The organism is Methylobacterium longum, assembly GCF_022179385.1.
GTDB lineage: Bacteria > Pseudomonadota > Alphaproteobacteria > Rhizobiales > Beijerinckiaceae > Methylobacterium > Methylobacterium longum.
Genome location: NZ_BPQS01000071.1, coordinates 1 through 21,158, shown reverse-complemented (window position 1 = coordinate 21,158; position 21,158 = coordinate 1). Strand labels below are relative to the sequence as shown.

27 protein-coding genes and 2 pseudogenes are annotated in these 21,158 nt (G+C 65.7%); 18 read left to right on the top strand and 11 right to left on the bottom strand.

Annotation, left to right across the window (positions count from 1 at the left end; all coding sequences use genetic code 11):
- The 3 genes and pseudogenes from MFF58_RS29470 to MFF58_RS29460 all read left to right on the top strand — a co-directional run.
- Positions 1 to 118 (top strand): annotated as a pseudogene (locus MFF58_RS29470) (sugar transferase); the annotation flags it as partial.
- 89 nt (positions 119 to 207) lie between these two features.
- The gene (locus MFF58_RS29465) at positions 208 to 441 is read left to right on the top strand and encodes a hypothetical protein (protein WP_238293552.1); all 234 of its coding nucleotides are present in this window, start codon (positions 208 to 210) and stop codon (positions 439 to 441) included.
- Between the two features lie 114 nt (positions 442 to 555).
- On the top strand, positions 556 to 918 hold the full coding sequence (locus tag MFF58_RS29460) for a hypothetical protein (RefSeq protein ID WP_238293550.1): 363 nt from the start codon (positions 556 to 558) through the stop codon (positions 916 to 918).
- A 376-nt stretch (positions 919 to 1,294) separates the two neighbouring features.
- Here the strand turns inward: MFF58_RS29460 and MFF58_RS29455 are convergent, their stop codons facing one another.
- Positions 1,295 to 1,690, bottom strand: coding sequence for a response regulator (locus MFF58_RS29455; protein ID WP_238293548.1), 396 nt, complete (start codon positions 1,688 to 1,690; stop codon positions 1,295 to 1,297).
- Between the two features lie 207 nt (positions 1,691 to 1,897).
- Between MFF58_RS29455 and MFF58_RS29450 the strand changes: the two genes are divergently transcribed.
- Positions 1,898 to 2,065 (top strand): hypothetical protein, encoded by a 168-nt coding sequence (locus tag MFF58_RS29450; RefSeq protein WP_238293547.1) that lies wholly within the window; start codon positions 1,898 to 1,900, stop codon positions 2,063 to 2,065.
- Positions 2,066 to 2,331: 266 nt separating this feature from the next.
- On the opposite strand, the gene MFF58_RS29445 is transcribed toward MFF58_RS29450, so the two are convergent.
- From MFF58_RS29445 to MFF58_RS29425, 5 genes are all read right to left on the bottom strand, one after another.
- Positions 2,332 to 3,297, bottom strand: a complete 966-nt coding sequence (locus MFF58_RS29445; RefSeq protein ID WP_238293545.1) for a thermonuclease family protein — start codon at positions 3,295 to 3,297, stop codon at positions 2,332 to 2,334.
- A 3-nt stretch (positions 3,298 to 3,300) separates the two neighbouring features.
- Entirely contained in the window at positions 3,301 to 3,480 is a 180-nt protein-coding gene (locus tag MFF58_RS29440; protein ID WP_238293542.1) for a hypothetical protein, read from the bottom strand.
- A gap of 533 nt (positions 3,481 to 4,013) precedes the next feature.
- Positions 4,014 to 4,247: a hypothetical protein gene (locus MFF58_RS29435; protein ID WP_238293540.1), complete on the bottom strand. Its 234-nt coding sequence runs from the start codon at positions 4,245 to 4,247 to the stop codon at positions 4,014 to 4,016.
- A 470-nt stretch (positions 4,248 to 4,717) separates the two neighbouring features.
- Positions 4,718 to 5,074 (bottom strand): hypothetical protein, encoded by a 357-nt coding sequence (locus MFF58_RS29430; RefSeq protein WP_238293538.1) that lies wholly within the window; start codon positions 5,072 to 5,074, stop codon positions 4,718 to 4,720.
- A complete protein-coding gene (locus tag MFF58_RS29425; protein WP_238293537.1) occupies positions 5,067 to 5,234 on the bottom strand; it encodes a hypothetical protein in 168 nt (55 codons plus the stop codon). The genes MFF58_RS29430 and MFF58_RS29425 overlap by 8 nt, the downstream gene beginning before the upstream one ends.
- Before the next feature lie 1,141 nt (positions 5,235 to 6,375).
- On the opposite strand from MFF58_RS29425, the gene MFF58_RS29420 reads away from it, so the two are divergent.
- The 5 genes from MFF58_RS29420 to MFF58_RS29400 all read left to right on the top strand — a co-directional run bounded on the left by MFF58_RS29420 (position 6,376) and on the right by MFF58_RS29400 (position 9,234).
- Positions 6,376 to 6,669 (top strand): hypothetical protein, encoded by a 294-nt coding sequence (locus MFF58_RS29420; RefSeq protein ID WP_238293535.1) that lies wholly within the window; start codon positions 6,376 to 6,378, stop codon positions 6,667 to 6,669.
- 439 nt (positions 6,670 to 7,108) lie between these two features.
- Positions 7,109 to 7,345: a hypothetical protein gene (locus MFF58_RS29415; RefSeq protein ID WP_238293533.1), complete on the top strand. Its 237-nt coding sequence runs from the start codon at positions 7,109 to 7,111 to the stop codon at positions 7,343 to 7,345.
- 798 nt (positions 7,346 to 8,143) lie between these two features.
- A complete protein-coding gene (locus tag MFF58_RS29410; protein WP_238293531.1) occupies positions 8,144 to 8,449 on the top strand; it encodes a hypothetical protein in 306 nt (101 codons plus the stop codon).
- Between the two features lie 99 nt (positions 8,450 to 8,548).
- A complete protein-coding gene (locus tag MFF58_RS29405) occupies positions 8,549 to 8,791 on the top strand; it encodes a DUF6522 family protein (RefSeq protein ID WP_238293529.1) in 243 nt (80 codons plus the stop codon).
- A 74-nt stretch (positions 8,792 to 8,865) separates the two neighbouring features.
- Positions 8,866 to 9,234, top strand: a complete 369-nt coding sequence (locus MFF58_RS29400; protein WP_238293528.1) for a hypothetical protein — start codon at positions 8,866 to 8,868, stop codon at positions 9,232 to 9,234.
- 35 nt (positions 9,235 to 9,269) lie between these two features.
- Here MFF58_RS29400 and MFF58_RS29395 read toward each other — a convergent pair whose 3' ends face one another.
- Together MFF58_RS29395 and MFF58_RS29390 are read right to left on the bottom strand one after the other, a co-directional pair.
- On the bottom strand, positions 9,270 to 9,458 hold the full coding sequence (locus tag MFF58_RS29395; RefSeq protein ID WP_238293526.1) for a hypothetical protein: 189 nt from the start codon (positions 9,456 to 9,458) through the stop codon (positions 9,270 to 9,272).
- Between the two features lie 55 nt (positions 9,459 to 9,513).
- A complete protein-coding gene (locus MFF58_RS29390) occupies positions 9,514 to 10,605 on the bottom strand; it encodes an RNA-guided endonuclease InsQ/TnpB family protein (RefSeq protein ID WP_238293524.1) in 1,092 nt (363 codons plus the stop codon).
- Between the two features lie 25 nt (positions 10,606 to 10,630).
- Between MFF58_RS29390 and tnpA the strand changes: the two genes are divergently transcribed.
- The 7 genes from tnpA to MFF58_RS29355 all read left to right on the top strand — a co-directional run bounded on the left by tnpA (position 10,631) and on the right by MFF58_RS29355 (position 16,311).
- Positions 10,631 to 11,050, top strand: coding sequence for an IS200/IS605 family transposase (tnpA, locus tag MFF58_RS29385; protein ID WP_238293522.1), 420 nt, complete (start codon positions 10,631 to 10,633; stop codon positions 11,048 to 11,050).
- A gap of 151 nt (positions 11,051 to 11,201) precedes the next feature.
- A complete protein-coding gene (locus MFF58_RS29380) occupies positions 11,202 to 11,447 on the top strand; it encodes a hypothetical protein (RefSeq protein ID WP_238293520.1) in 246 nt (81 codons plus the stop codon).
- A 784-nt stretch (positions 11,448 to 12,231) separates the two neighbouring features.
- Positions 12,232 to 13,320 carry a helix-turn-helix transcriptional regulator gene (locus MFF58_RS29375; protein ID WP_238293517.1) on the top strand — a complete coding sequence of 363 codons (1,089 nt, stop codon included), beginning with the start codon at positions 12,232 to 12,234 and terminating at the stop codon, positions 13,318 to 13,320.
- A gap of 315 nt (positions 13,321 to 13,635) precedes the next feature.
- Positions 13,636 to 13,884 carry a hypothetical protein gene (locus MFF58_RS29370; protein WP_238293515.1) on the top strand — a complete coding sequence of 83 codons (249 nt, stop codon included), beginning with the start codon at positions 13,636 to 13,638 and terminating at the stop codon, positions 13,882 to 13,884.
- Between the two features lie 77 nt (positions 13,885 to 13,961).
- Positions 13,962 to 14,222, top strand: a complete 261-nt coding sequence (locus MFF58_RS29365) for a hypothetical protein (protein WP_238293513.1) — start codon at positions 13,962 to 13,964, stop codon at positions 14,220 to 14,222.
- A gap of 662 nt (positions 14,223 to 14,884) precedes the next feature.
- The gene (locus tag MFF58_RS29360) at positions 14,885 to 15,772 is read left to right on the top strand and encodes a hypothetical protein (RefSeq protein WP_238293511.1); all 888 of its coding nucleotides are present in this window, start codon (positions 14,885 to 14,887) and stop codon (positions 15,770 to 15,772) included.
- Positions 15,748 to 16,311 (top strand): hypothetical protein, encoded by a 564-nt coding sequence (locus MFF58_RS29355; RefSeq protein WP_238293509.1) that lies wholly within the window; start codon positions 15,748 to 15,750, stop codon positions 16,309 to 16,311. The genes MFF58_RS29360 and MFF58_RS29355 overlap by 25 nt, the downstream gene beginning before the upstream one ends.
- A 657-nt stretch (positions 16,312 to 16,968) precedes the next feature.
- On the opposite strand, the gene MFF58_RS32765 is transcribed toward MFF58_RS29355, so the two are convergent.
- Positions 16,969 to 17,226 (bottom strand): transposase, encoded by a 258-nt coding sequence (locus tag MFF58_RS32765; protein ID WP_435404757.1) that lies wholly within the window; start codon positions 17,224 to 17,226, stop codon positions 16,969 to 16,971.
- A 15-nt stretch (positions 17,227 to 17,241) separates the two neighbouring features.
- Complete coding sequence (locus tag MFF58_RS32760; RefSeq protein WP_435404758.1) at positions 17,242 to 17,427, bottom strand: hypothetical protein; 186 nt, start codon at positions 17,425 to 17,427, stop codon at positions 17,242 to 17,244.
- A gap of 504 nt (positions 17,428 to 17,931) precedes the next feature.
- Here MFF58_RS32760 and MFF58_RS29340 point away from each other — a divergent pair.
- Positions 17,932 to 18,999, top strand: coding sequence for a class II aldolase/adducin family protein (locus MFF58_RS29340; protein WP_238293507.1), 1,068 nt, complete (start codon positions 17,932 to 17,934; stop codon positions 18,997 to 18,999).
- A 12-nt stretch (positions 19,000 to 19,011) separates the two neighbouring features.
- Positions 19,012 to 20,667 carry an NTP transferase domain-containing protein gene (locus tag MFF58_RS29335; protein ID WP_238293505.1) on the top strand — a complete coding sequence of 552 codons (1,656 nt, stop codon included), beginning with the start codon at positions 19,012 to 19,014 and terminating at the stop codon, positions 20,665 to 20,667.
- A 384-nt stretch (positions 20,668 to 21,051) separates the two neighbouring features.
- Here MFF58_RS29335 and MFF58_RS29330 read toward each other — a convergent pair.
- Positions 21,052 to 21,158: pseudogene (locus MFF58_RS29330) on the bottom strand (IS481 family transposase); the annotation flags it as partial.

The following is a 21,158-nucleotide window of genomic DNA, read 5'->3' as shown; positions in this document are numbered from 1 at the left end:
CTACGCCGAGCGCGTCGCCCTCGACCTCGACTACGCCACCCGCTGGAGCCTGCGCCGGGATCTCGCCATCCTCCTGCGCACCATCCCCGCCGTCCTCGCCCAGCGCGGAAGCCGCTGATGCACAGCGTTGTGCGGCCCTGAGCTGTCCTACGTAGTTTACTGAGAGGTATGGTTAAGCCTCATAGGACCGGACCCAGGGACGCGGCTATGAAAGGCCTTCTGCTGAACGCGCTGTTCGGGTTGATGCTGGGCCGGTTCGGTTCGGTGTGGGGGCTCGTTGTGTTTCTGCCGCTCGTGGCGGCCGAGCTGGCCTACGGTGTCTACGTCTATCACCTGGGCATGAACGCGGGCTTCGTACGGCGCGCCTTCGCTCTGACGGCATGCGGCCAGTTCGGCTTTCTGCTCGGGGCGCTTCTCCGTCCGATGCGGGGCGAAACGTAGACGCTGCCCGCACCCGGCCACCCCATCAACCCTGCTGCGCGGTTCCGGAACCCTGGAGGGTCCTGGGCCCGTCGGTGGCTCGTCGACCCGCGACGGCGGGTTGAGGCCCTGAACGTGTCTCAGACCATAAGCGGCGCGATCGAAGCCTTGCCGGTGCGGCTCACATCAGGGCGAAGACTGTTCGCGCGCATGGGCACGATCGCCATCTTGAGCGGCGTGCTGCTCGGGATGGCGGCCCGGATCGGTATGCTGCTCGGGGGACTGTTCTGGCTGTTCGGTTTGATCTCGCTCCAAGATGTGATCCTCAGGCATTACTGGCGCAGTGCGGCACAGACGCCAGAACGCGAGGTAACCCGTGATGTAGGCAGCAGTCACTGCAGCTACCCAATTCATGTCAAGACGCTACACATCAGCGGTGGGCGGCCACGAGAAAGGCAGTTTGTTTCTCCCCTTCAGGGTTTAAGCGGCAGATTATAAAACAGTCATTGATTTACGTTGTCTTATGGAAGGGGGAGCAATTTTCTGATGCCGCCCTTCGCGGTCCGGGAGCCGGATGTTCATTTGCCGATCCGCTTGCCGATCACCGCCCGCTGCTGCCCCCAGTCGGCCGCGGCCTCGCGTAGGGCGCCTCATCCTGCCCGCCATCCGTGGCCGGGAGCCCGCTGACGCTCAGCAATCGGCCATCCGCAACCGAGCTCGACCTTGGGCGTTGGGAAAGCACAGCCGTATCGGCATCCCAACAAGGTCTTCACATGCTGCTGATCTCGTTCCTCGTGGCGGGCACGTTCGTGCTCGCCGGATCGTTCTCGCTCCTGGCCGCCCTGGCAGACTAGGGCCGTGGCGGGGGGGCGGCTCACACGCCGATCCCCCGCGCCGCCAGAACAGCGCCCAGGGCCGCGGCAAGCCCATCGGGCAGGAACGGTTTGCGCAGGAACCTCGCGCCCATGGGCATCTGATCCACGCCCGGCCACTCCACCCCCGACACGATAAGGATGGCGAGTTCCGGCCAGCGGGCGGCCACGGCTTTGGCCAGGGTGAAGCCGCTCAAGGGCTCGCCGGCTAGGTCCACGTCCGCAACCATGGCCACCAGTTCGGGGCGCGCCGCGAGATGGGCCTGCGCCGCTTCGACGGTTGCCGCCTCGGCGACCTCGTACCCAGCATCCCGCAGGGCCGCAGACGCCTCCATGAGCTGCAACGGGTGATCCTCGACCAGCAGCACGGCGAGCCGCGGCGCAAAGGCGTCCGCCATACGGGATCTCCACCAACCAATGCCCCTCAACGCCCTTCAACGCGGCAGGCGCCGATTGCGTCCCGGTCGAACGTCACAAAAGCCGCATCCCCGCGAGGATGTCGCGACGGCGCCGGCTGACAGGCGCGTTCAGCCATCCTGCGCCTGAGCGCCGAGCCAGGAACGGTGCCTGAATCCGCCGGTTTGCCCTTCGTAAGGGAGGCATCGATGGGCGACACAAACCCCACCAAACCCGGCGACGACGCGCCCCCAGGAACCCCTGGGACCGGCGAGAACCTGTGCCCGGCCTGCAGCGGCACGGGCAAGGTTGATGGCGAGAGCTGCCCGGAGTGCAAAGGCACCGGCAAGGTCACGACTGGCATCGGGGGCGGCTGAGCCGCGGGTGCGGGTCCGGCGCGGGCTGCGGCCGGCCGAGCCGCGCGGCGTCCATCTGGGTGGCGTCGCCGTGGCGGTCGCGACAGGTACGCGGAGCCGGCTCACGGGTGCTGGACATCCGTGAGCCGCGCACCCGGCCCACGAACGTGGCGCCCACCGCGCACCGGCGGGCGGTGTCTCGATCTGCCCGCCCGCACCCTTCGTCGTCCCGCAGAAACTTCGGCACGGGCTCCGGTAGGGGCCGCGCTGTTCGTGGATGCGCCCCATCAACCCCGCGGTGCCCGCCAGCCGGCCGCGTGTGCCTCGGCCTCCGAGCAGAACCATCGTTCACCGTCGGACTCGGTGATGACGGTCCGCGCGTAATCCCGGGACCCGGGCACGTGGTAGATGTGGTCGCCCGTGCGGTTGATGTTGCCCTTGATCGCGCAGCGGGTCGTGCCGGATGCTTCCGGTCCAGGCTTGGCGGGGGCGGGGATCGGCCCGTCTGGACCACCGTTCGCCGCAAAGCCCAGCGCCATCGCCCGCTCACCTTTGCGCCACGCCCAGGGCGGCGTGAACGAGCCAGCCCACAGCCCACGCCGTGCGGCCTTGGCGGCCTCCTCCCGGTCGACGTAGGCGGTGCTGTAGCGGCGATAGGCGATGCCGAAACCCTCGCCCACGAGCCAGCCGTTCAGATCCTCCGCCCCAAGCCTGCAGATCGCGACGGTGCGCCTGTAGCGATCCGTTGTGATCGGATCGCAGGCGACGTTCCCCGCGCCGATCTTGTCGGCCAGCGCGTTCGCGGCGACCTGACCGCAGCGGTACTCCTTGCCGGACCGATCCCGGCACAGTTGCGCATGCTCGGGGGTATCGACCCCCTGCAGGCGGAAGCGGGTGCCGCGGATCTCGATGGTATCCCCGTCGATCACGGAGGCGCGTCCGACGACCGGCTCCGCGCCCAGGGCTGGAGCGGACAGGCTGACGGCCAGGGCCACGTGTCGGCGGCGCAAGGGCCAGCCCTCAGTGACGCCGATGCCGGCGCCGGTGCCCCCGACGCCGACCCTGTCGGGGGGCGTAGCGGCTTCCGCCGCCGCCTTCGCCGACGTGCTGGCCCGCCATGCCGCGGTGGCGGTGATGGCGACCACCGTGGCCATGGCAGCCAGGGCGATCGGGAGCGCCGGGCTAGCCAGCGCGATGGACGACCCGAGTGAGACGACAGCCCCCGCGGCGAGTGTGATGAGGCTGGCGCGCACCGGTCAGTCCCGGTGCGAGGCGCACTTGCCGTCAGCCTTCCGGTCGCCCGGCCCTCCGCGGGATCCGCAACGGGCCTCGGCGGCGCTGGATGCCAGCACGGTGACCAGCATCGGCGCGGCGAAGGCCGAAGCCGTGCCTTTGACCAGGGGGAGCGCGCGGCGCGCGGTGCGTGTGCGGGGCATCGACTTCCTCCTCGGAAGCCGACACTGCCTCACTCGCCTTCAGGTTGTCGAGCAAGATTGCGGCACTACCTGTACCCATCGGCCCTTGGACGGTCGGGCATCGAGCGTGCGGTCGGTCGCGCCCAGGTCGGCCGCCTCCGCGTCGCGCAATGCCGGGCCCCTTGGATCGCCGTGCGGCCCACGTCGAGGCCTGACGCGTAGGCCTGACCACCGTTCCAGGCCGGAACGGTGCGGTCGCCCCGCTCCTGTACGGTATCGGCGTCGTCCGGCAGCCGGCACTGGGCCTGAACTCCGGTGGGCGGCTGCGATGGGCCGCTGCTCGGAGCCGCATTACCCCTGTCGATGTGCCCGAGGCGTTCGTGACATCACACGGCGGCGTTGCAGGCGGACGGGGGTCGACGGGCAGGTGCGGACGGTTTCCTGTCCCTCGCCCGTGACGCCTCGCCCGTGACGCTTTGGCCCGGCCGCCGTGGGAGAGGCGGCGCATGCGGGGGGATCTGGACACCGTGGGGCGCCGGCCCACGCTCGTCGTGTCATCCCGCTTCGGCCAGCAGTTCGGCGCTGGATGCGACCGTAAACCCCTCGCGGTCGAACACGTTGTAGAGGACGCCCGCGGGATCGAGCCCGAGCCCCGCTATGTGCGAGACCGCGGCTTCCTTGGCTTCGGCCAATGTGCTGAACGGATCCGGCAGCTGGTACAGCCTTGCGTGTTGTTCCTCGCCGTCGACCTGCACCGGTGGCGTCGTGATCTCGACTGTGTAGGGCATGATGCTGGCCTACCGGCGCTCAGTGGAACACGCCGAAGAACCACAGCAGCAGCAGGATCGGCAGCGGGATTCCCAGCAGCCATAGCAAACCACCGCGCAGCATTCGCCTCTCCTCTATGTCGACAATCGTACCGGAATACCGGTCCGCTGATGATTAGAACGCGCCAACACGGGAAAGCGATGCAAATAATCCGCATCAATGCTGGGGGAGGGGTGTCGGTAGTACTGCAAGCGGCCGGCGCTTGTGGCTGCGGAAACCGGTTGGATCGCTCTGTCCAGGCGATCCTGGGGCTGGGCCGCGGCACACGCAGGTCCACCATTTGCCCGGTGAGGGGGGGGGGAGGATCATCATGGCCGCCATCTCGCGTGAGCGTGCCGCTCGAACGTCGGCCGGTGGCGGCGGGATCACGGCCATCCGTGCACGGGCGCACAGCGGGTGAACCGCGGGTCGACTTCGGCTCCCGGTGGCCTCAGCGCCGAAGCGCCTCAATCCACGCCTTCACCGGATCGACCACGAAGGCCACGTATGCCGCCCACGTCCGTGCCCAGCCGTGCACGGGCATGTCGGGATCGTCGGGCCGCGCCGCCATCAAAGCCGCCACGTAGGCGTCCTCGCTCGCCTTGCATTCCCTCAACGCATGACGCCCGCGGCCGGACCGGCTGCCGTTCTCGGGCTGGCGGTCGTAGGCCGCGCGCAAGCACCCGTGCCACGCGCGCTCCATGGCCGGCAGTTCGGCCGGCTCGACCTCCAGGGCCGAGGCCGGTCCGGCACCCGCGAGCGTGAGGACCAGGGCCAAGCCGCGGATGTGCGCCGTGCGGCTACTCATCGGACGCGTCGGCCAGCTGCGCGCCCGCCGCGGCAAAGGCCATCTCGCCCGTGGCCGTCTGCAACTCATGACGCGCTGTGGCGTCCGCCAGCGCGATCAGACCGGCGAGCATCAGCCCGACCAGCAGGCAGCGACGAACGGTGAGTACTGGGAGCAGCATGGAAGGCGCCTCTCGGAGACGCGAGCACCCTAGCCAAGCTTTACGGCGCCGGCTGCCGCACCGGCGACACAGCGGTACGAAATGCGAACGCGACGCATGAAAAAACCCGCCGTTCGGAGGCGGCGGGTTCTTGCAGGGTCCACACGCTTCAATCCGGTCAGCCAATCGCCGCTCGAAGAGTCACGATCCCTGCCGGTCGTCGTTGGGCGGACTGTCCTGGTCTGCATCGGCGGCGCGCGATGCTCGGGGGCTGGTGCCGTGATATCTCATGGCGAACCTCCTCTCCGGTGTCGGCGCCGCATGCGATGCGCGCCGAGGCCCTCAGGCTAGGAGCGTCCGGCAGGGATGGCAAGAGCCCCCATGCGGTCTGTCGGCCTCGCGAACGCAGACCCTGGCGCCAATGGTCGCCCCGCCGGGATCCCGGTGGCGTCCGTCCCCGCCCGGATTGGGCAAGGCGCTGACGGGTGTGGCCGTGCCGACCGTATCGGGGACCGGTCCCTGGGCGGCGGCAGGCGTTCGGCGGATGCGCCGACGCCTGCCGCGGAGATGGCTACTGCGGGTCGGCGCAGTCCTTCATTCCGGGGCGTCTACGCACCGGCGCTCAGCGCGCGCCGGCCGCGCCTGCGGCCGACCCACCCGCTCCGGCGCCCGCTGTGCCAGCCGAGCCACCGGCCGTACCGTTCGCGCCCATCGAACCCGCGCCGGCTCCGGACGACGGGCCGGTTGTGATGGTCGAGCCTGTGGTGGCCCCACGACGCGCCGTGTCGGCCGCCGATGAACCCGTGGTGGATCCCCCCGCGATGTTGCCACCGGAGCCGTTGCCGCCGGGAGCGCCCTGCGCCCAAGCCGAGGCCGGAGCCGACAAGGCAAGCGTAGCGACTGCAAGTACCGTTGTGATGCGCATGGATTTTCCCTTCTGGCGTTTCCAGTAACGGTAACTCTGCCTTGTGCCAGGAAGATCCAAAGAATAGCCGGCCGCATCTGAGGCGGGGCATCGCCCGGGCGCTGGGTGTGCGGGGATCCCGGCGGCGCGGGCCGGGGTGTGGACGGTCACACAGGTGCGACGAATACAGCAGTGAGGATCAAAGGCCGATCGCCCGACGTTTGCTCTGGATCCCCAGCTTTCGGGAGGAGGGTCCCCATGGGTCTGATCGCCTTTATTGGTTTCGTCGTACCTTGGATGATATTCGCTGCATGGATGTTCCGCCTGCCCAGCGCCATTCGCCTGGGTGCGCCCTCTACCCCCTGGCGCCCGCTCACGGACTTCGCCGGGCCCGCCCGTGACCAGCGGCGGGAGACCAGCCCTTACAATTCTGGGCGCAACGATGGATCGGGCCGGACCGGCGGCGACAAACATAGCCCGATCGGGATGGCCGGAGGCGGGGCGCTCGGCACGAGCGTGGAGCCTACCGAGCCGACCGACAAAATCGGCTAGCGCGGCGTAGGGAACGGCGCGGTCTGAAGATCCGGTTGGGAACCGGGGTCTGGACGAGTGGCGCCCGTCCAGGCGCGTCCCGGACGGGGTCTCTGCGACCGCGGCGGCGAGGCCGCACCGGGGCCGGGGATGGCAGGCCCCGGTGCGGGTCTTCCGGCGCAAGCCCCGGGCCGGACGCTGCGGCCATCCTGGCACATCGTGGTTAAGGGTTCGTCAACGGGTGCCGTTCTGTTCGCGGTGGCCCGTGACAGGCGGCTGACCGATGCCGGCGTTCTCAATCTGCGGCTTGGGATCGTTCGCGGCCCGTTCTAGATGTGCCTGCGGACGCCGGTCTCGACGCCGCGGCCCGCTAAGTGGCGCCCGGTGGAGCGATCCGCCTGCCGGGGGTATCGCTGAGCCCGGCGCGCGATCGTCCGTTCCTGTGCTGGAGGCGGCCTTGATGTTCCGATTTGCTCTCACGGTGTTGCTCGCGGCCACGCCAGCGATTGCGGCTCCTGCTCACCGGCAGCCGACACCAACCACCCTGCCGTCGAGCGGCGATCCCGGCAGCGGCACGGGGATGGATCCGAAAAGAAAAGCCGAGATGGACAAGGCGGACCGCGCGCGGGACGCTCAGAAAAAGACGTTCGATACTAAAATGAACAGGACGATGAATACCATCTGCCGCGGCTGCTAGTCGGCGCGATCCCTCACGGACGGCGCGGCGCTCATTCCCTCGCCCTCGGCCCGCGCGACGTGCCGGTGCGACGTGCTGGCCGGGCGCCCCGTCGCACGTTCGGGTGCGCCGCCGATCGGCGCGCTGTCCTCGGGTAAGCGCTCCTCGAGGCGCTGACGTGTCGGTCGACCCGGTGCGGATGCCGCCGTTCCGCAGGCGATGCGGCGCCGCGCGGGCCTGCTCCTCCGGTCCGCGGGACAGGGCGTCGGATACGGTGCTGCCCGGAGCCTGCGCCATCCGGTACCGGGCTCGCGGGATGCCCGCATCGAGGCCGGCAACGGAGCCCCGCCAGCAGGGGCATCGCGCTCACGTCGGGCGCGCTCACCGTCCGCGAAGATCGGCGCCGAGGGTCTTGGGTTCAGCCGGAGTCACCGGCTGCGGGGCGGTCCCCCTCAAGCCGCGAGGGCGGAGCGGACGGCGGGATGCGCGCCCAGGCCCGGCCTCGCGCCCGCCCAGGGTTTGGCCGCGCGGCCGGCCGGAGGCTTCCGCAGTTCTGGCCCAGCGGAAGGAGGCCTGCCGCCGAAGCAAAGCATTCCGCCGCGGAGGGCGCGCCAGGATGTCGCGACGCCGCGCTCACGGCGTGGCTAGAACTTTGGGTTGATTTTCTTCGGTCTACAGGCGCGATCCCGCGGACTTCAAGGATCCATCAGGTCGACGCCGCCCCACATGGTTGTGTACTGTTGCCCTTTGTAATATTGACTTCCAAGATACGACGCAAATATGCCGCAGCTTGATTGTCCAGATTTGCGTAGGGCAGCCATGACTGAACAGGTGCCGCGCGTGGCGAGAGAGTTTCACGTCGGTCCGGCCGGCGACCGCTATGCTCTGACGCGCGATCTCAAAACCGGTGAGCCTTACGTGCTGCATCGTCCCTGCGAGAGCGATCCGGAAGTCCAGCTGGACCTCGGCTCGTTCCTCGTGCTGTTCCGCGGCCAGGAAAGGGACGACCTGCTGCAGCTGATCGGGTCGTTGCTGCCTGACGATGAGCAGCCGGTGCGGGACGGCCTCGGTGTTGTCCGGCCGGCGCGGTTCATGTCGCGCTGGATGCCCAGCCGGCAGGATTGAAAGGTCTGTCCCGGCGGGAGGGCGGTTCGGGCGGACGCGAACCGTGCTACCGTCAATCTCAGCCCCGCATCTGCTGCCGAGCTGATGGAGGTCCACTCCATGCGGCTCACCCTCGATTACCGAGGCGACTGGATCGTCGATCCCCGCGAGCTTGCCGAACGTCTCGGTGTGAGCACCGCTTATCTGAGGCGCATGGAGCAGCAGGGGCATGTCGATGCCCGCATCCGGGCCAGTGCGGACGAGGAGCCGGGGCACACGCGCGTCACCGTGCGGTTGCTCAACAAGGGCTGGCGCGGCGTCTTCGATCAGAGCGGCACACTCCTCAGCGAGGACGCGTGGTGAGGGCTCGCCATCCGGCGAAGCGTGCTACCATGAATGGTCAGTTGCGCTCCGCACCGCCTGATCGGGAGATCTAGATGCCGTTCCTCAGCTGGTTGATCTCCAAGATCCTGCAGTTCTTCATGGGAAGCGCGCACAATCGCAGGGCCGACCTGATTGCCCGGGAAAAGGAAGCCGGAGCCTTCGAGAGCCGGTCCAGCGGCAAAACGAGAAACTTCGCGGACGACTACAATGCCGCTGCCATGATGCTCCGGGAGCGAATGGACCGGAAGTACCCGAACGGCCATTACGCGCGACTGAGATCGAACGAGAACAGCCCCTACGATCACGGCGAAGATCGCGCGCATGCCGTGGATACAATGTCGACCGCGATAGCGATGGCGCTGCGGGACGGAGCCAGCGTGCGGCAGGCCGCCGAGGCGGGGGCGGCGAGCGTGGGCATCTGATCGGCGCGGCGGCACCTCAAGGGTCGGGCCGGTCCTCAATGCCGAAGCAGGGCAGCGGCCACGCCGACGAGCGTCCCGCCAGCGATGGGCGCGAACAGCGCCAAGATCGACACCAGGATGATGAGCGTGATGGCGGCGTTCTCGCCCCGCTTGGAGTCTCGCGACGGACGCCGCGGCGGCTCCCAGGGCGGTGGGACGGATCGCTGATCGGGTGGGACGAACATCGGCACCCATCGGTTTGCGGGCCATAGACGGGGGCGAGGGTGATGTCTCTCCGCCTTAAAAGGCGGGGCTTCCATGCCCGGACGGACACGGCGTCTCACATCCGAGACGGACGATATTTCTTGCGGCGTTTTGGTCGCGGTCATGTTCCGCGCCACACTCGCCACAAGTCCATCGCCTGATCGCAAGCCCGGATCGACCCTTCGGACCGCTGATGCAGCCACAGGCCGAGCAGACTTGCGTTGTATAGGCTTCATCGACCTCAGCGTAGGCTACCCCTGCGTGATCGCATTTGTACCGGAGGTAGTTCCGCAGCATCGACCACCCGGCATCGAGAACGCTCTTTGCCATGCGGGTCTTTGCCATTGCCGAGGCCGATATATTGCCGACCGTGATCTTGCGGGCGCGATCCACCAGCGTCCGCGAGAACTTGTGGAGGCTGTCCTTTCGCCGGTTTGCGATCTTGGCGTGGATTGTTCGAACCTGCCGCTTGCGCTTCTTGCGCTGCGCCTCGGCAAGCTTCGGTTCGAGGTCGCGATAGAACCGGGCCTGCTCAAGTTCCGGCCCGTCCGAGCATTTCGCGACGGACTTCAGCCCGAAATCGACGCCGACCTCAGCCCACCCTGCGCCCTGACCGCGGTCAACCTCGCAGACGAGGTTGCAGTACCAGCGACCACGAGCATCCTGCGAGAAGTTGCCCGACTTGATCCGGCCCTCGGCGACCCTGTGTAGCCAAAGGCGGAACGGAACCCCGCGGAGCAGGGCCGTCGCGCCATCCAGTGTGATGTCTTGGTTCGTGAACGGAACCCACCCGAGAGCGCGCTTCGGTCCACGGCTTGCGCGCCAACGCAGCTTCGGCCGCCGCGCCGCTCTCCGCTTGATCAGGAACTCGTCCACGACCTCCTGTACGACCTGCGACGGCAGCCGGAGAAGCTTGCCACTGCCCTTCGTCAGATCCCGAAGCTGCTTCTTCGTCGCCCAGAGCGAGCCGCGCTCGGCCGACCGGGCGCTGATCTCGTTCGCATAGTTCCAGACCGTGTTCACCGCATTGGCGAGTCCGGTCAGCCGCCTACCGCTCGTCGCATCCTTGACGCGGTAGCTGAAGGTCTTCAGAACCTTTTGGTCTGCGGCGCACATCGCGTTCTGCATATAGGCCAGAAGGCGTGCTTGGTCTATGGATATCCGAACGGGTCGGCACGTCGTTGTTTGCCTGCACGCGCACCTTGTGTTCACGACGAAGCGGCGCGGCAAGGTACTGACGAAAGCCCACCTCGAACGGCTGCACGCCATCTTCGCCAGTGTGTGCGCGGCCTTTGAAGTCGAACTACGTGAGTTCAGCGGCGAGAGCGATTGCGTCCACCTACTCGTGTTCTACCCGCCGAAGGTCCGGCTCTCTGAACTCGTTAACAGCCTGAAGGGTGTCTCTAGTCGGCTCCTGAAAAAGGAGTTCCCGCAGATCTCGGCGTTCTGGTCGGTCCGCAAGAGCCGCGGCGTGCTCTGGACCCCGAGCTACTTCGCCGGGTCGGTGGGCGGTGCGCCGCTCACGATCTTGAAGCAGTACATCGAGAACCAAGGCTGCGCTGATCGCGGCTAACGCCGCGAGCGCGCCTCCATCCTCTCCCTGAAGGAAGAGGGATTGGCGCGCGTTCTGCTAAGCGCGAACGACGGGCGCGTCACCGTGACGATCGCCCGCTCCCGGATCGCCTCCTGCCGCGTTGTCCCTCCGGAACCGCAGGAGGAGCCGCATGGCCTACGTGACGATCGAGAAGGATGGCGAGCCTTGGATGTTCTGCCATTCGACCCATGCTGGTGAGCTCGAGAAGCAGATCGAAGCAGCCAGGGCTCAGGCGCCGACAGCGACCTTCACGCATCGGCTGTCGACACCGGTGGAGAGCCAGCACTGCGCGGACGCGATGGATGCGCAGGGCGGGCTGGTCGAGGATCCGTTCAAGTTCTTCGCCGTGCCGGTAGCCGACGACCAGGCGGCCTGAGCGTCTCGGCCGAGCGCCGCGGACAGATCGAACCTGTCGGACGGATGTCCCGGTTGTCCGGCGTCCGGACCGGCGGTCAGTCGACCGCCTCGGTCGGCCGGAGGTGGTCGCGGCCGGCAAGGCCACGTTGCCGGTCAGGCTGCGGCCGAAGCAGGCTTCCACCGCGCGCCCGAAGGCCCTCCGCTCCGCCGCGGCGCGCCGTCTCTCACCATCGCCATCAGCCGGGCAGATCGGGCGGAACCCCCTCGCGGCGTCTGCGGAGGATCGGCGCAACAGCGTCACAGACGTCGGCCGGCGCTCCTTGCGGGCGGGCCGCGTCGCGAGCCTAGTCCCCGATCTGCGCGCCGCGGTGCGCCGGGCCCCGGAGCGGTGCCGAGGATCCTTCGGCCGGAATGCGGACGCCCGAAGGTGGCGCTCGCGCCGCCCGGGAGGGGCACGGGCGCACCCGCGGCTCGAAGCTGCGCGCGGCGCCGGCAGGCGCCGTACAGCAGGCGGCCGGAGACTGTTTACGCAGATGCGACAATCCCATGGGCCGTATCTTTTACTACCTTGAATGAGCGGCTGGAACGTCCGACACAGACTTTACAGAAATGTCAGGGTGCGGACATGGTCCCGGGCGGAATGCGCGGTCTTCTGCTGCCGGCGGCCGCTGTCGCATCGGGCGGCCCCGTCTGTGCGCGGGGCCGGCCACCCGACGGGGCCGGCGCCCTCCTTGAGGCCCGGGCGGGCCGCCTCGCCCCGACGCTCCGCGCGACGGAGTCGGCCCGACGCGGTGCCGACGAACATGTCTGACGCGCATACGCAGCTGGTCGACCGGATCTACGAGGCCGCCGTCCTGCCGGAGCTCTGGCCCGAGGTCCTCATGGATCTCGCGCGCTACGGCGGCGCGGACGCAGCCGTGCTGTTCGCCACGGACCTGGACAGCTCGCGGTTCATCACCACGGCGAATTTCGCAGACACCATCCGGGCCTACATCGAGGAGGGCTGGTTCGCCCGGACGGATCGCACGCGGCGCCTGCTCGCGAAGCGGCATGCCGGGTTCGTCACGGATCTCGACGTCTTCACGCCGGAGGAGTTCGCCCGGGAGCCGGTTTTCCGTGAGTTTCTGAACCCGCGCGGTTTCGGGATGGGCGCGGCCAGCGTCATCACCGTTCCGACGGGCGATCAGCTGGTGTTCGACGTCGAGCGCCTCACCGAACGCGGTCCCATCCCGCCGGATGCCGTGGGCCGCCTCGACAGCGTGCGCCCGCACCTCGCCCGGGCCGCCACGCTGTCGGCCCGGCTCCGCATGCAGACCGTGCGCGCCGCCGCGCAGGCGCTGGAGACGGTCGGTCTCCCGGCTGCCGTTCTCGGGCGCAAGGGACGCGTCCTGGCGATGAACCGCAGTTGCGAAGGCCTGCTGTGCGACCTGATCCTCGACGGGCCTCGCCTCGTCCTGACGGATCCGGCCGCGGATAGGCTCCTCGCTGACGCCCTCGACGCGGTGTCGACCGAGGGAGGGAGGCCGGCGCGATCCATCCCCGTGGCGGGCCGGGACGGTCAGCCGCCGACCATCCTGCATCTGCTGCCCATCCGACGGGCTGCCGCCGACCTGTTCGCGGCGGCCGAGGCGATCGCCGTGTTCACGCCTCTGGCAATGAAGCACGTGCCGGGCCTGTCGATCCTCGAAGGGCTCTTCGATCTCACGGCCGCCGAGGCGCGTGTGGCACGCGGCATCGCGGGCGGCAGCACGGTCGCCGGCCTCTCGGCCGAGTTCGGGACTTCGTCCGCGACCGTGCGGTCGCAGCTCAAGGCCGTCATGGCGAAGACGGGCACCACGCGGCAAGCAGAACTGGTGCAGCTTCTGGCCGGCGCTGCCCTCCCGGTTCGATGAGCGCGAGGGCCGTTCCAGCGGGATCACGGAAACGGTCCGGACCGGTCGGCCCCGGCGATCCGTCCGCTGTCGGAGTCACCGGTGGTCACCGCCGATCGGCCTCCTCGAGACGGATCGCGCGCGGGCGGTGGCAAGGCTCGGCACGTGGCGCGCAGCAGGGTTCGCCGGCGCAAGCGGCGCGGCAGAGGCTGTTGCACTCCCGGATCATATCCAACATACATAATCTCGCATACAAATTGAGCGCACGCATCGCTGCAATCCGCGGTGCAGCAGGGCCGCACCCTCGCGAGGCGGCGGGACGCGCGGAGGCGCTCCTTGTCGGACAGTGTCGTTGAGCCGCTTGCCACCCCGTGGATATCGAAGCGCGATGTGATCCGACGTATCGCCGAAGCGATCGGCCAGCCCGAGGCGGTGTTCTACGACGCCGCCGGCTGCACCTCCGCCATAGCCGAACAGGCCGAGTTGCTGCGGATATTGGACGGCCTGACAGACCCCGCCGACCGCCAGAAGGTGCTGACCTTCGCGCAGGCGGTGGCGTCCGGGCGGACCCAAGCCCTGCCGTGATCGTCGTCACCAATGCCCAGGGACGGGCCGCCCGCGTGAGCCCGCAATAAACGGCGTTCACTGGCCCATCGCGCGAGGTGGTCGCGGGCTTCGGCCGGACCGAGGTCGCGCATCCGGGGGATCGCGGGGTCGCCGGCAAGGTCGTCGCAGGCGCCCTGCGCCGCGATGGAGAGACCCTGCGGGTGGCCGGGGGAGCGGTGCCGTCCCTCGGGCCACCGGACCGCAGCCTCCTGGGCTTTCCCGGCTCGATCTACCGGATCGCCGACCGCGTCAGGCCGGCTCTGCGGGCCCCCGTTCGCGCGGGCGCTTCGTGCCGCCGCCTCCGCATCCTGCACTGAAGTCTGCCCCGGCGCTGGAACTGAGCGCCGATCACCGGCCCGCGCCGTCTTGAGGCGGGACCGGAGATCCGTTCGGCTTCGAGGGTCACGCGCATCGGCGGCGGCAAGCTTGGCTGTATAACACGCCTGTGACTCAGTATCGTTAACGACGTTTTAGGGTTGCTACTACGGAAATAAATGTGATGTATGAATTCATGGCCGAGTTATTGAGTATTAGCCATGAACTACGTAGGTATATGCTTTTTCAATGATGTCGGGCGGTGCTTGTGCGGCCCTGTGGCCGCCGGCGGAGGCAGTACCCTCGCGGCTAACCAGAGCAGCTACGCGACCGTGAACGACGTTCGATTGAGTGTGCCCGGCGGATCGATGGTCGCGGCGAGTACACCCTTGGCGTCGGCATCGGGTGGCGGCGCGGGTAGGACTGCGGCTTACACGATTGCGGGCCGGCGTTCCGGCGACTCCGTCTCCGATTTCAGATCGGGGACTGCGGCGAGTCCGAGCTGGAGCGGCGGAAGCGGCTCCGGCGGTGCCCCTGCGCCCGAGGTGAATGCCGGCCTCGGCCTGCTCCTCGCGGGCATCACGGTCGCCTATCTGCGGCGGAGGCGCGACCGCCGGCTCGCGCAGTCCCCGGTTCGCGCAGTCGGGCTGGACGGCACGTCCTGATGCGTGACGGCCGCGCGCAGCGGGAGGTAACCCTCCCTCGGGCTATTCGCGGCTTCGTGTACGGGTGGGCCGTCTCCGCCTCGTGCGGGGCCCTGCTGGCCTTCACGGCCGGCACCGTCCTGTCGGCGATTCTGCAGCGGCATCTGCTCGAAGCGCAGCAATCCGCCCAGCGTCTCGTCGAGTTCAATGTGGGCGAGGCGTTCGGGTTCGCGGCAAGTCTGTCGCTGATCCTGGCCGATCCCTCCCGGCGCGTCTCGCTGACCGGACCGGACATCGCCGTCCTTCTCCTCGCGGCGCTCGCTTGGTTCGTGCCGGAACATCACGGGGTCTATCTCGCCACGACGCTCGCGGGAGCATGGTTTCTCCTCGGCGGGCGCACCGATCGCCGAAGGGCCGACCTCGGTCAGATCTGGCTGGCACTGTCCATTTACGAGTTGTGGGCGAAGCTGGTCTTCAAGGTGGCCTACCAGGTGATCGAGGTCATCGAGGTGGGCCTGATCTACAGGATCGGGCGCCTGTTTTACGGCCGCCTCGGAATCGCCGGGGCGAGCCTGAACGTCCGGGACGACTGGTCGATCGTGATCCTGGAAGGCTGCTCGTCCTTTCACAACCTGTCGCTCACCGGGCTGATCTGGCTCTCGATCCTGAAGATCGCCGAGCGAGCGGTCGGCCCGGCGGCATTCCGCGCGCTAGGCGTGAGCGCCTGCGCCGTGGTGGCGATCAACTTCGGGCGCATCCTGGCGATGCTGCCGTCGCACGAGGCCTACCAGTTCTGGCACGACGGTGCGGGGTCGTCCCTGGTGGCGCTGGGTTCCGTCGCGGCGGCGATCCTCCCCATCCTGGTCTGCGTGGAGCGGGACGCATGCCGACTCAGCCCGCGAACCTGACGCCCTGGGCCCGCAGCGGCCTCGCTGCCCTCTGCATCCTGCTCGCCGTCTCGGTGTCGGTCCGGTCCTATGCCTACTGGCAGCGGTTGGCGGGTGGCGCGCCGGCGTGGGAAGCGTCCGGGCAGCCCGTGGACCTCGGCGGGGGCGCAACGCTCCCCCGGGCCGCTGCCGCGCCCTTCACCGTCCGGGTCGCGCCCTGCGCATCACCGGTGGCCGTCGATTTCCTCCGCGCGAGTCCCTACGAGCCGGACCCATCGCTCCTCGGACGGCCGCAACCCGCAGATCGGGTCTTCTACGTCTATCGCGGCCGGGACCTCGGGACGCGCTTCGTCACGATCAGGCTCAACGCGATCTACCTCGCGCGCTTGGCCTATGCCCGATTGACCGGGCAGGACGTTCCCGCGGCCGACGATCTGGCCCTGAAGATCATCGTGCCCGCGGGCTGCGAGGCGTCGGTAGACCAGGTGATGGCCGTCCTGCGATCCGCCGACCCTCCGCCCGCGCCGTCCGCCCTCTACGACCGGGCACCGCCTCCTTGAACGGGTCGCCGGAGGCGGGGCTGCTGACGGTAATTTCTGGTTCGGACCATCGCGCTGCCGTGCTGCCCCTCGTCCCGCCCTTCTCTGACCTGAAGGGATGGCTTTGGACCGGGCTCGTTAAGAGAATATGCCCGGACCACAGGAATTGGAGATGAAGCAAGGATAAAGGGCGAGCGCGGCACAGATGGTACTGAAGTTACGGCAGATTGAAGTGCAAAAGGCGCAAGGAAAGAGCATCACCGTTGCCTATAAGGAAGCGGATGTATCCGAGCCAAGCTGCGCGCGGCGTGCCTACGCCAGGAGGTTCACTACTCGCTGGAGGCGCAGATCGTGATCGGTCTAGGGCAGAACACATACTACCGCATCCGGCCGCATTCGTCGCTGGGCTATCGCCGCTTACGCCCGTCACCGTCCTGGATCTGGCCTTCCGACTACCACCCAGGGCAGCGGCCATGCCGTAACCCCTCTTCAGGCCCAGTCCAAAATATCGCTCTGATCAGCTTGCGCAGCTGGTTCAAAGTTTGGCTGAACAGATTCAAGCTAAAAGCTACTGGTGACGTCGACGGTTTGACGACCGAGAAATATTCCGCTCGCAGCCAATGCAAACGCGAGGAGTCCAGGCTCGATCCATTGGGCTTCGCCGCACGCTCAACGTTCCTAGAACCGCGTGCAGAAGGGCCGGAACGGAGAGCCTCGCCGGATCGCGGTCAGCGCAGCCATGTACAGCACGCCTTGTACAGATGTTCGCCCAACCGCGATGGATGTCCGGCCCCGCATCAGGCCAGAATCGCGGTTGATCGGCGCGATGCCGACGAGAGCTGCGAGCTGGTGGCGTCCGATGGTGCCGAGTTCAGGCAGCTGAGCCAGAAGGGTGCGCGCGTTGACGTCGCCGACCCCGGGAACGGACTTGAGCAGCGCCCCGGTTTCGCATCAAACGGGAGAAGCCTTGATGGTTTGGCCGATATCACCGTCGAGCTCTGTGAGCTCCTTCTCTAGAAAGGCGACGTGGAGGCTAAGCCGCCGGATCAGTTGCTTGCCCACGGCTTGATCGCGGCGGTTGGTCTCCATGTTGATCATCCCGATGATCTGTCGCCGCCGACCTACGAGCTCGGCCAAGTGGCTTCTCTCCGGTTTCGGCAGAAGCCTTACCTCTTCTCGGTGGTGGACCAGCGCCGTCGACGCTGAATACCGGTCCGGATCTCGCCATGCACCGGCGGGGCGGTCGGATCGGCTGACATAGCCTTACCCATAGGCCAACGCCTATGCCGTCGTGAGCTATGCCGCCTGTCCGATCAAAATAGGGTGCGGTCCAGGGGGCAACACCACACCTGTTCGGTCCGATTGGGGGACTACTAAAGCGGAGCCTTCTATAATAAACAGACCAACTGTTTATAGCGCGGCCTCGTTGCAAAGCTTCTAACACACCCAGGGATAAAATTGGGCACACGAAACGAGAGGAAGCTCGCGATGGGGAGCGACTCGGCCTGCCCTCGAGTACTCAGGCCTAGTACAAGAAGTACCGGATCTAATCGAAGCTTGATAATCTCACGCGCGAGCAGGCTGTATGTAACGTCAGTTAACCCCCAAGCCACGATCATAGATTCAAGATCAGAGGACCTGATGATGGAAAGCGCCATAACCGATGTGATTAGCATGACGCGGCCTGTTCAATTGCAAGCGCTGGCAAAGATGTCGGCGGATCTGGGACGTGAATTTTGCTTGGTGCAAGGACCGGGCGGCAATAGTTCACTCAAGGAAGGCGATACGCTCTGGGTTAAGGCGTCTGGTTCATGGTTGGCCGAGGCGCTCGACAAGCCGATCTTCGTCTCACTCTCGCTTGCCAAAGTTGTCGCTCTGCTCGCCGCAGGGCAAGGTGACGATTTCGCTTCAGCCATCCAGTCTAACACCATGCTAAAGGCTTCCATCGAAACAGGTCTGCATGCGCTTATGCCGCACCCCGTTGTTATTCACACACACTCCTTTGGCAGTGTTCTAACGTCGACTCTCCGTAGAGGCTATGACAGGTTGCAGGAACGACTGGGCGACCACATCCAGTGGGACTGGATTCCTTATCGACGGCCCGGTGGTCCGTTGGCGGTGGCAGTAGCGCAGTGCTTAGCAGCGCGGCATAGGTTGCCCGACGTGTTGTTGCTCGCTAATCATGGCGTCGTAGTTGGGGCGGACACGGCTGAGGATGCGGCAGCAATACTGCGTGATGTTGAACGTCGACTCGAATTCCCGGTGCAGGAACGACTTGCATCTAGGACGATGAGTGGGAGTATGAGCAGTACCGGCAGAACATTTGACCTTGACCAAGCATATACTCGTCTAGCATCCGATGCAACGGCTTTGAGATTTCTAACGGAAGCGCCACGCTTCCCAGATCAGGTTGTTTTTGTCGGAGGTGCCCTCCCGCTAGTTCGCGCCGGTGAAAGCGTCGAAGAGGCCTCGAAGCGCGCGCAAGAACGATTCGGCATTCAGCCAGTCGCTGTGATTGAGCGACATGTGGGTGTTCATTTGCGTCGAGATCGCACGTCGGCATCCGACGCCACCATCCGCGCGCTGCTGGATATTGCCTTGCGATTGCCCGAGCACGAGACGTTTGACGGACTCTCCGAGAGTGCTATCGAAGTGCTTGCTAATTGGGACGCCGAAGCATATCGCCAGAAGCTCGATAACAGCAGGTGAGGGTAATCACTGATGCAGATCGTCATTCCGATGTCAGGGGCAGGAGAGCGATTTCGACGCGCAGGTTATACGTTGCCGAAGCCGCTCATTGTTGTCGAGGATAAACCAATTATTGCACATGTCATTGATCTTTTTCCAGGCGAAACTAATTTTGTCTTCGTCTGCAATCAAGATCATCTAGATAACTCTGAATACGGAATGGCGGAAACGCTGCGTAAGTACTGCCCTACAGGCAAAATCGTCGGTGTCGAAGGTAAAAAACTCGGCCCTATTGCAGCGGTACTGGACGCGCGAGAGCATATATCCCTCGACGAGGAAGTGTTTGTAAATTACTGCGATTTTACCTGTTACTGGGATTGGGAGGATTTTAAATCGTTCGTCACCGAGGTTAGGTGTGACGGCGCCGTTCCAGCGTATCGCGGCTTCCATCCCCACAGCATCGACTCAATCTATTACGCATTTATGTCGGAAAAAGGTTTGTGGATGCAGGATATTCAGGAAAAGAAGCCGTTTACAAATAATCCTATCGACGAATTTGCCTCAAGCGGGGGATATTACTTTCGAAGTGGTAGGATTTGCTTGGAGGCCTTTGATGCGGTGGTCGCTCAGAATCTTGAGGTCAATGGCGAATTTTATGTCAGTCTTGCTTATAAAATTCTCGCTCAGCGTGGCCAGAGGGTTGCTATATACGAACTACAACATTTCATGCAGTGGGGCACGCCGCAGGACGTCGCGGAATATAATGTCTGGTCGCGCAATTTCCGGCGGATTCTCACAATGCTTCCACGTACTCCAGTTCAAGAAGGCACGTTGCTGATCCCAATGGCAGGTCTCGGCATGCGCTTCGCCGAGCGTGGCTACGCAATTCCTAAGCCTCTGCTGGATCTATCGGGTTTGCCAATGGTACTCCAAGCTTTCTATAGTCTTCCTGAGGCTGCAGGAGCGAAATTTGTCTTGCGCGGTGACATGCCGGGTCATGCCGAGATCGCCTCCATGCTTCAGGAGGGGGTTCCTGGCGCCACAATCACCTTGCTTGATAGTGTCACTGAAGGACAGGCCGTCACTTGTGCCGCAGGTGCCGAGGGCCTCAACGATGACATCCCTATGACAATCGGCGCCTGCGACAACGGGCTGATCTTTGACGCTGCAGCGTTGGATGCTTTGCTAAGTAGTGACGGTCCCGACCTTATTGTTTGGACCGTTAGGGGACATCGTCCTGCCCTTTCAAAGCCTACCTCCTACGGTTGGGTAGAGACGGACGAAAATGGGAGGGTTCTTGCGGTTCGAGTCAAGATGAAGCCCGAGGATGCCTCGACGGCGCCCATGATCGTGGGCGCCTTCACCTTCCGGAGGATTGCTGATTTTCGTTCGGCTTACAAGCGACTTGTCGAACGTGACGGTCGCATCAATGGAGAGTTCTACGTCGACAGCATGGTTGAGGATGCTCTTGCCATGGGTCTCGATTGCCGCATCTTTGATGTTGACTGTTATTTAGGTTGGGGCACCCCAAACGAATATGAAGCTTTCCGTTATTGGCAGAGTTGCTTCCACAAATGGTCTGGTCACCCCTATAGGATCGAACTCGATCCGATGGTTCCACCTGATCGTCGTGCTGCTATTGCCGCGGCTGTTGCATCGGTAAGTCCACCTCGGCCGTCGCCGCACTGATCAAGCGCGAGACACGCACACCTGCCTAAGCTAGCGCCTGGGCTGCTGGTGTGTTTCCATCCTCAGAAAATTTGAGGAAGTCTGCGGAGTTCAGAACCGGAAAGGCTAAGGTTTGAGCTTGATCGGCACTAGTGTTGTGACTCAGAAGAGGTTTGACAGTTTGGAGGATGGGTAGAACGTTGGGCGCTTCCTGATGGAGCTGCGCCATGTCGCGTAGCCGAAAGGCAGCCCCCCAATCTCAACCAGCAGGAGCAGGGCGAGATCCAACGCCTGCTGCGCCGACAAGGGACCGGGCGGGGCTGGTTTTGCGTCGGCGCATCATTCTGGCCCGTGCCGAACCGAATGCGACCAACTTGGAGATGGCTACGTCGCGGGGGGCAGCCGCTAGATGTTCGGTCCCGGCATGTGGTGTGACGGATCGAGCCTGAAGCGTTCTGGCTCTTTCGTCCAGGCCTGGCAGATGAACTCGTAGGGGGTAAGGCCGCGCAGGG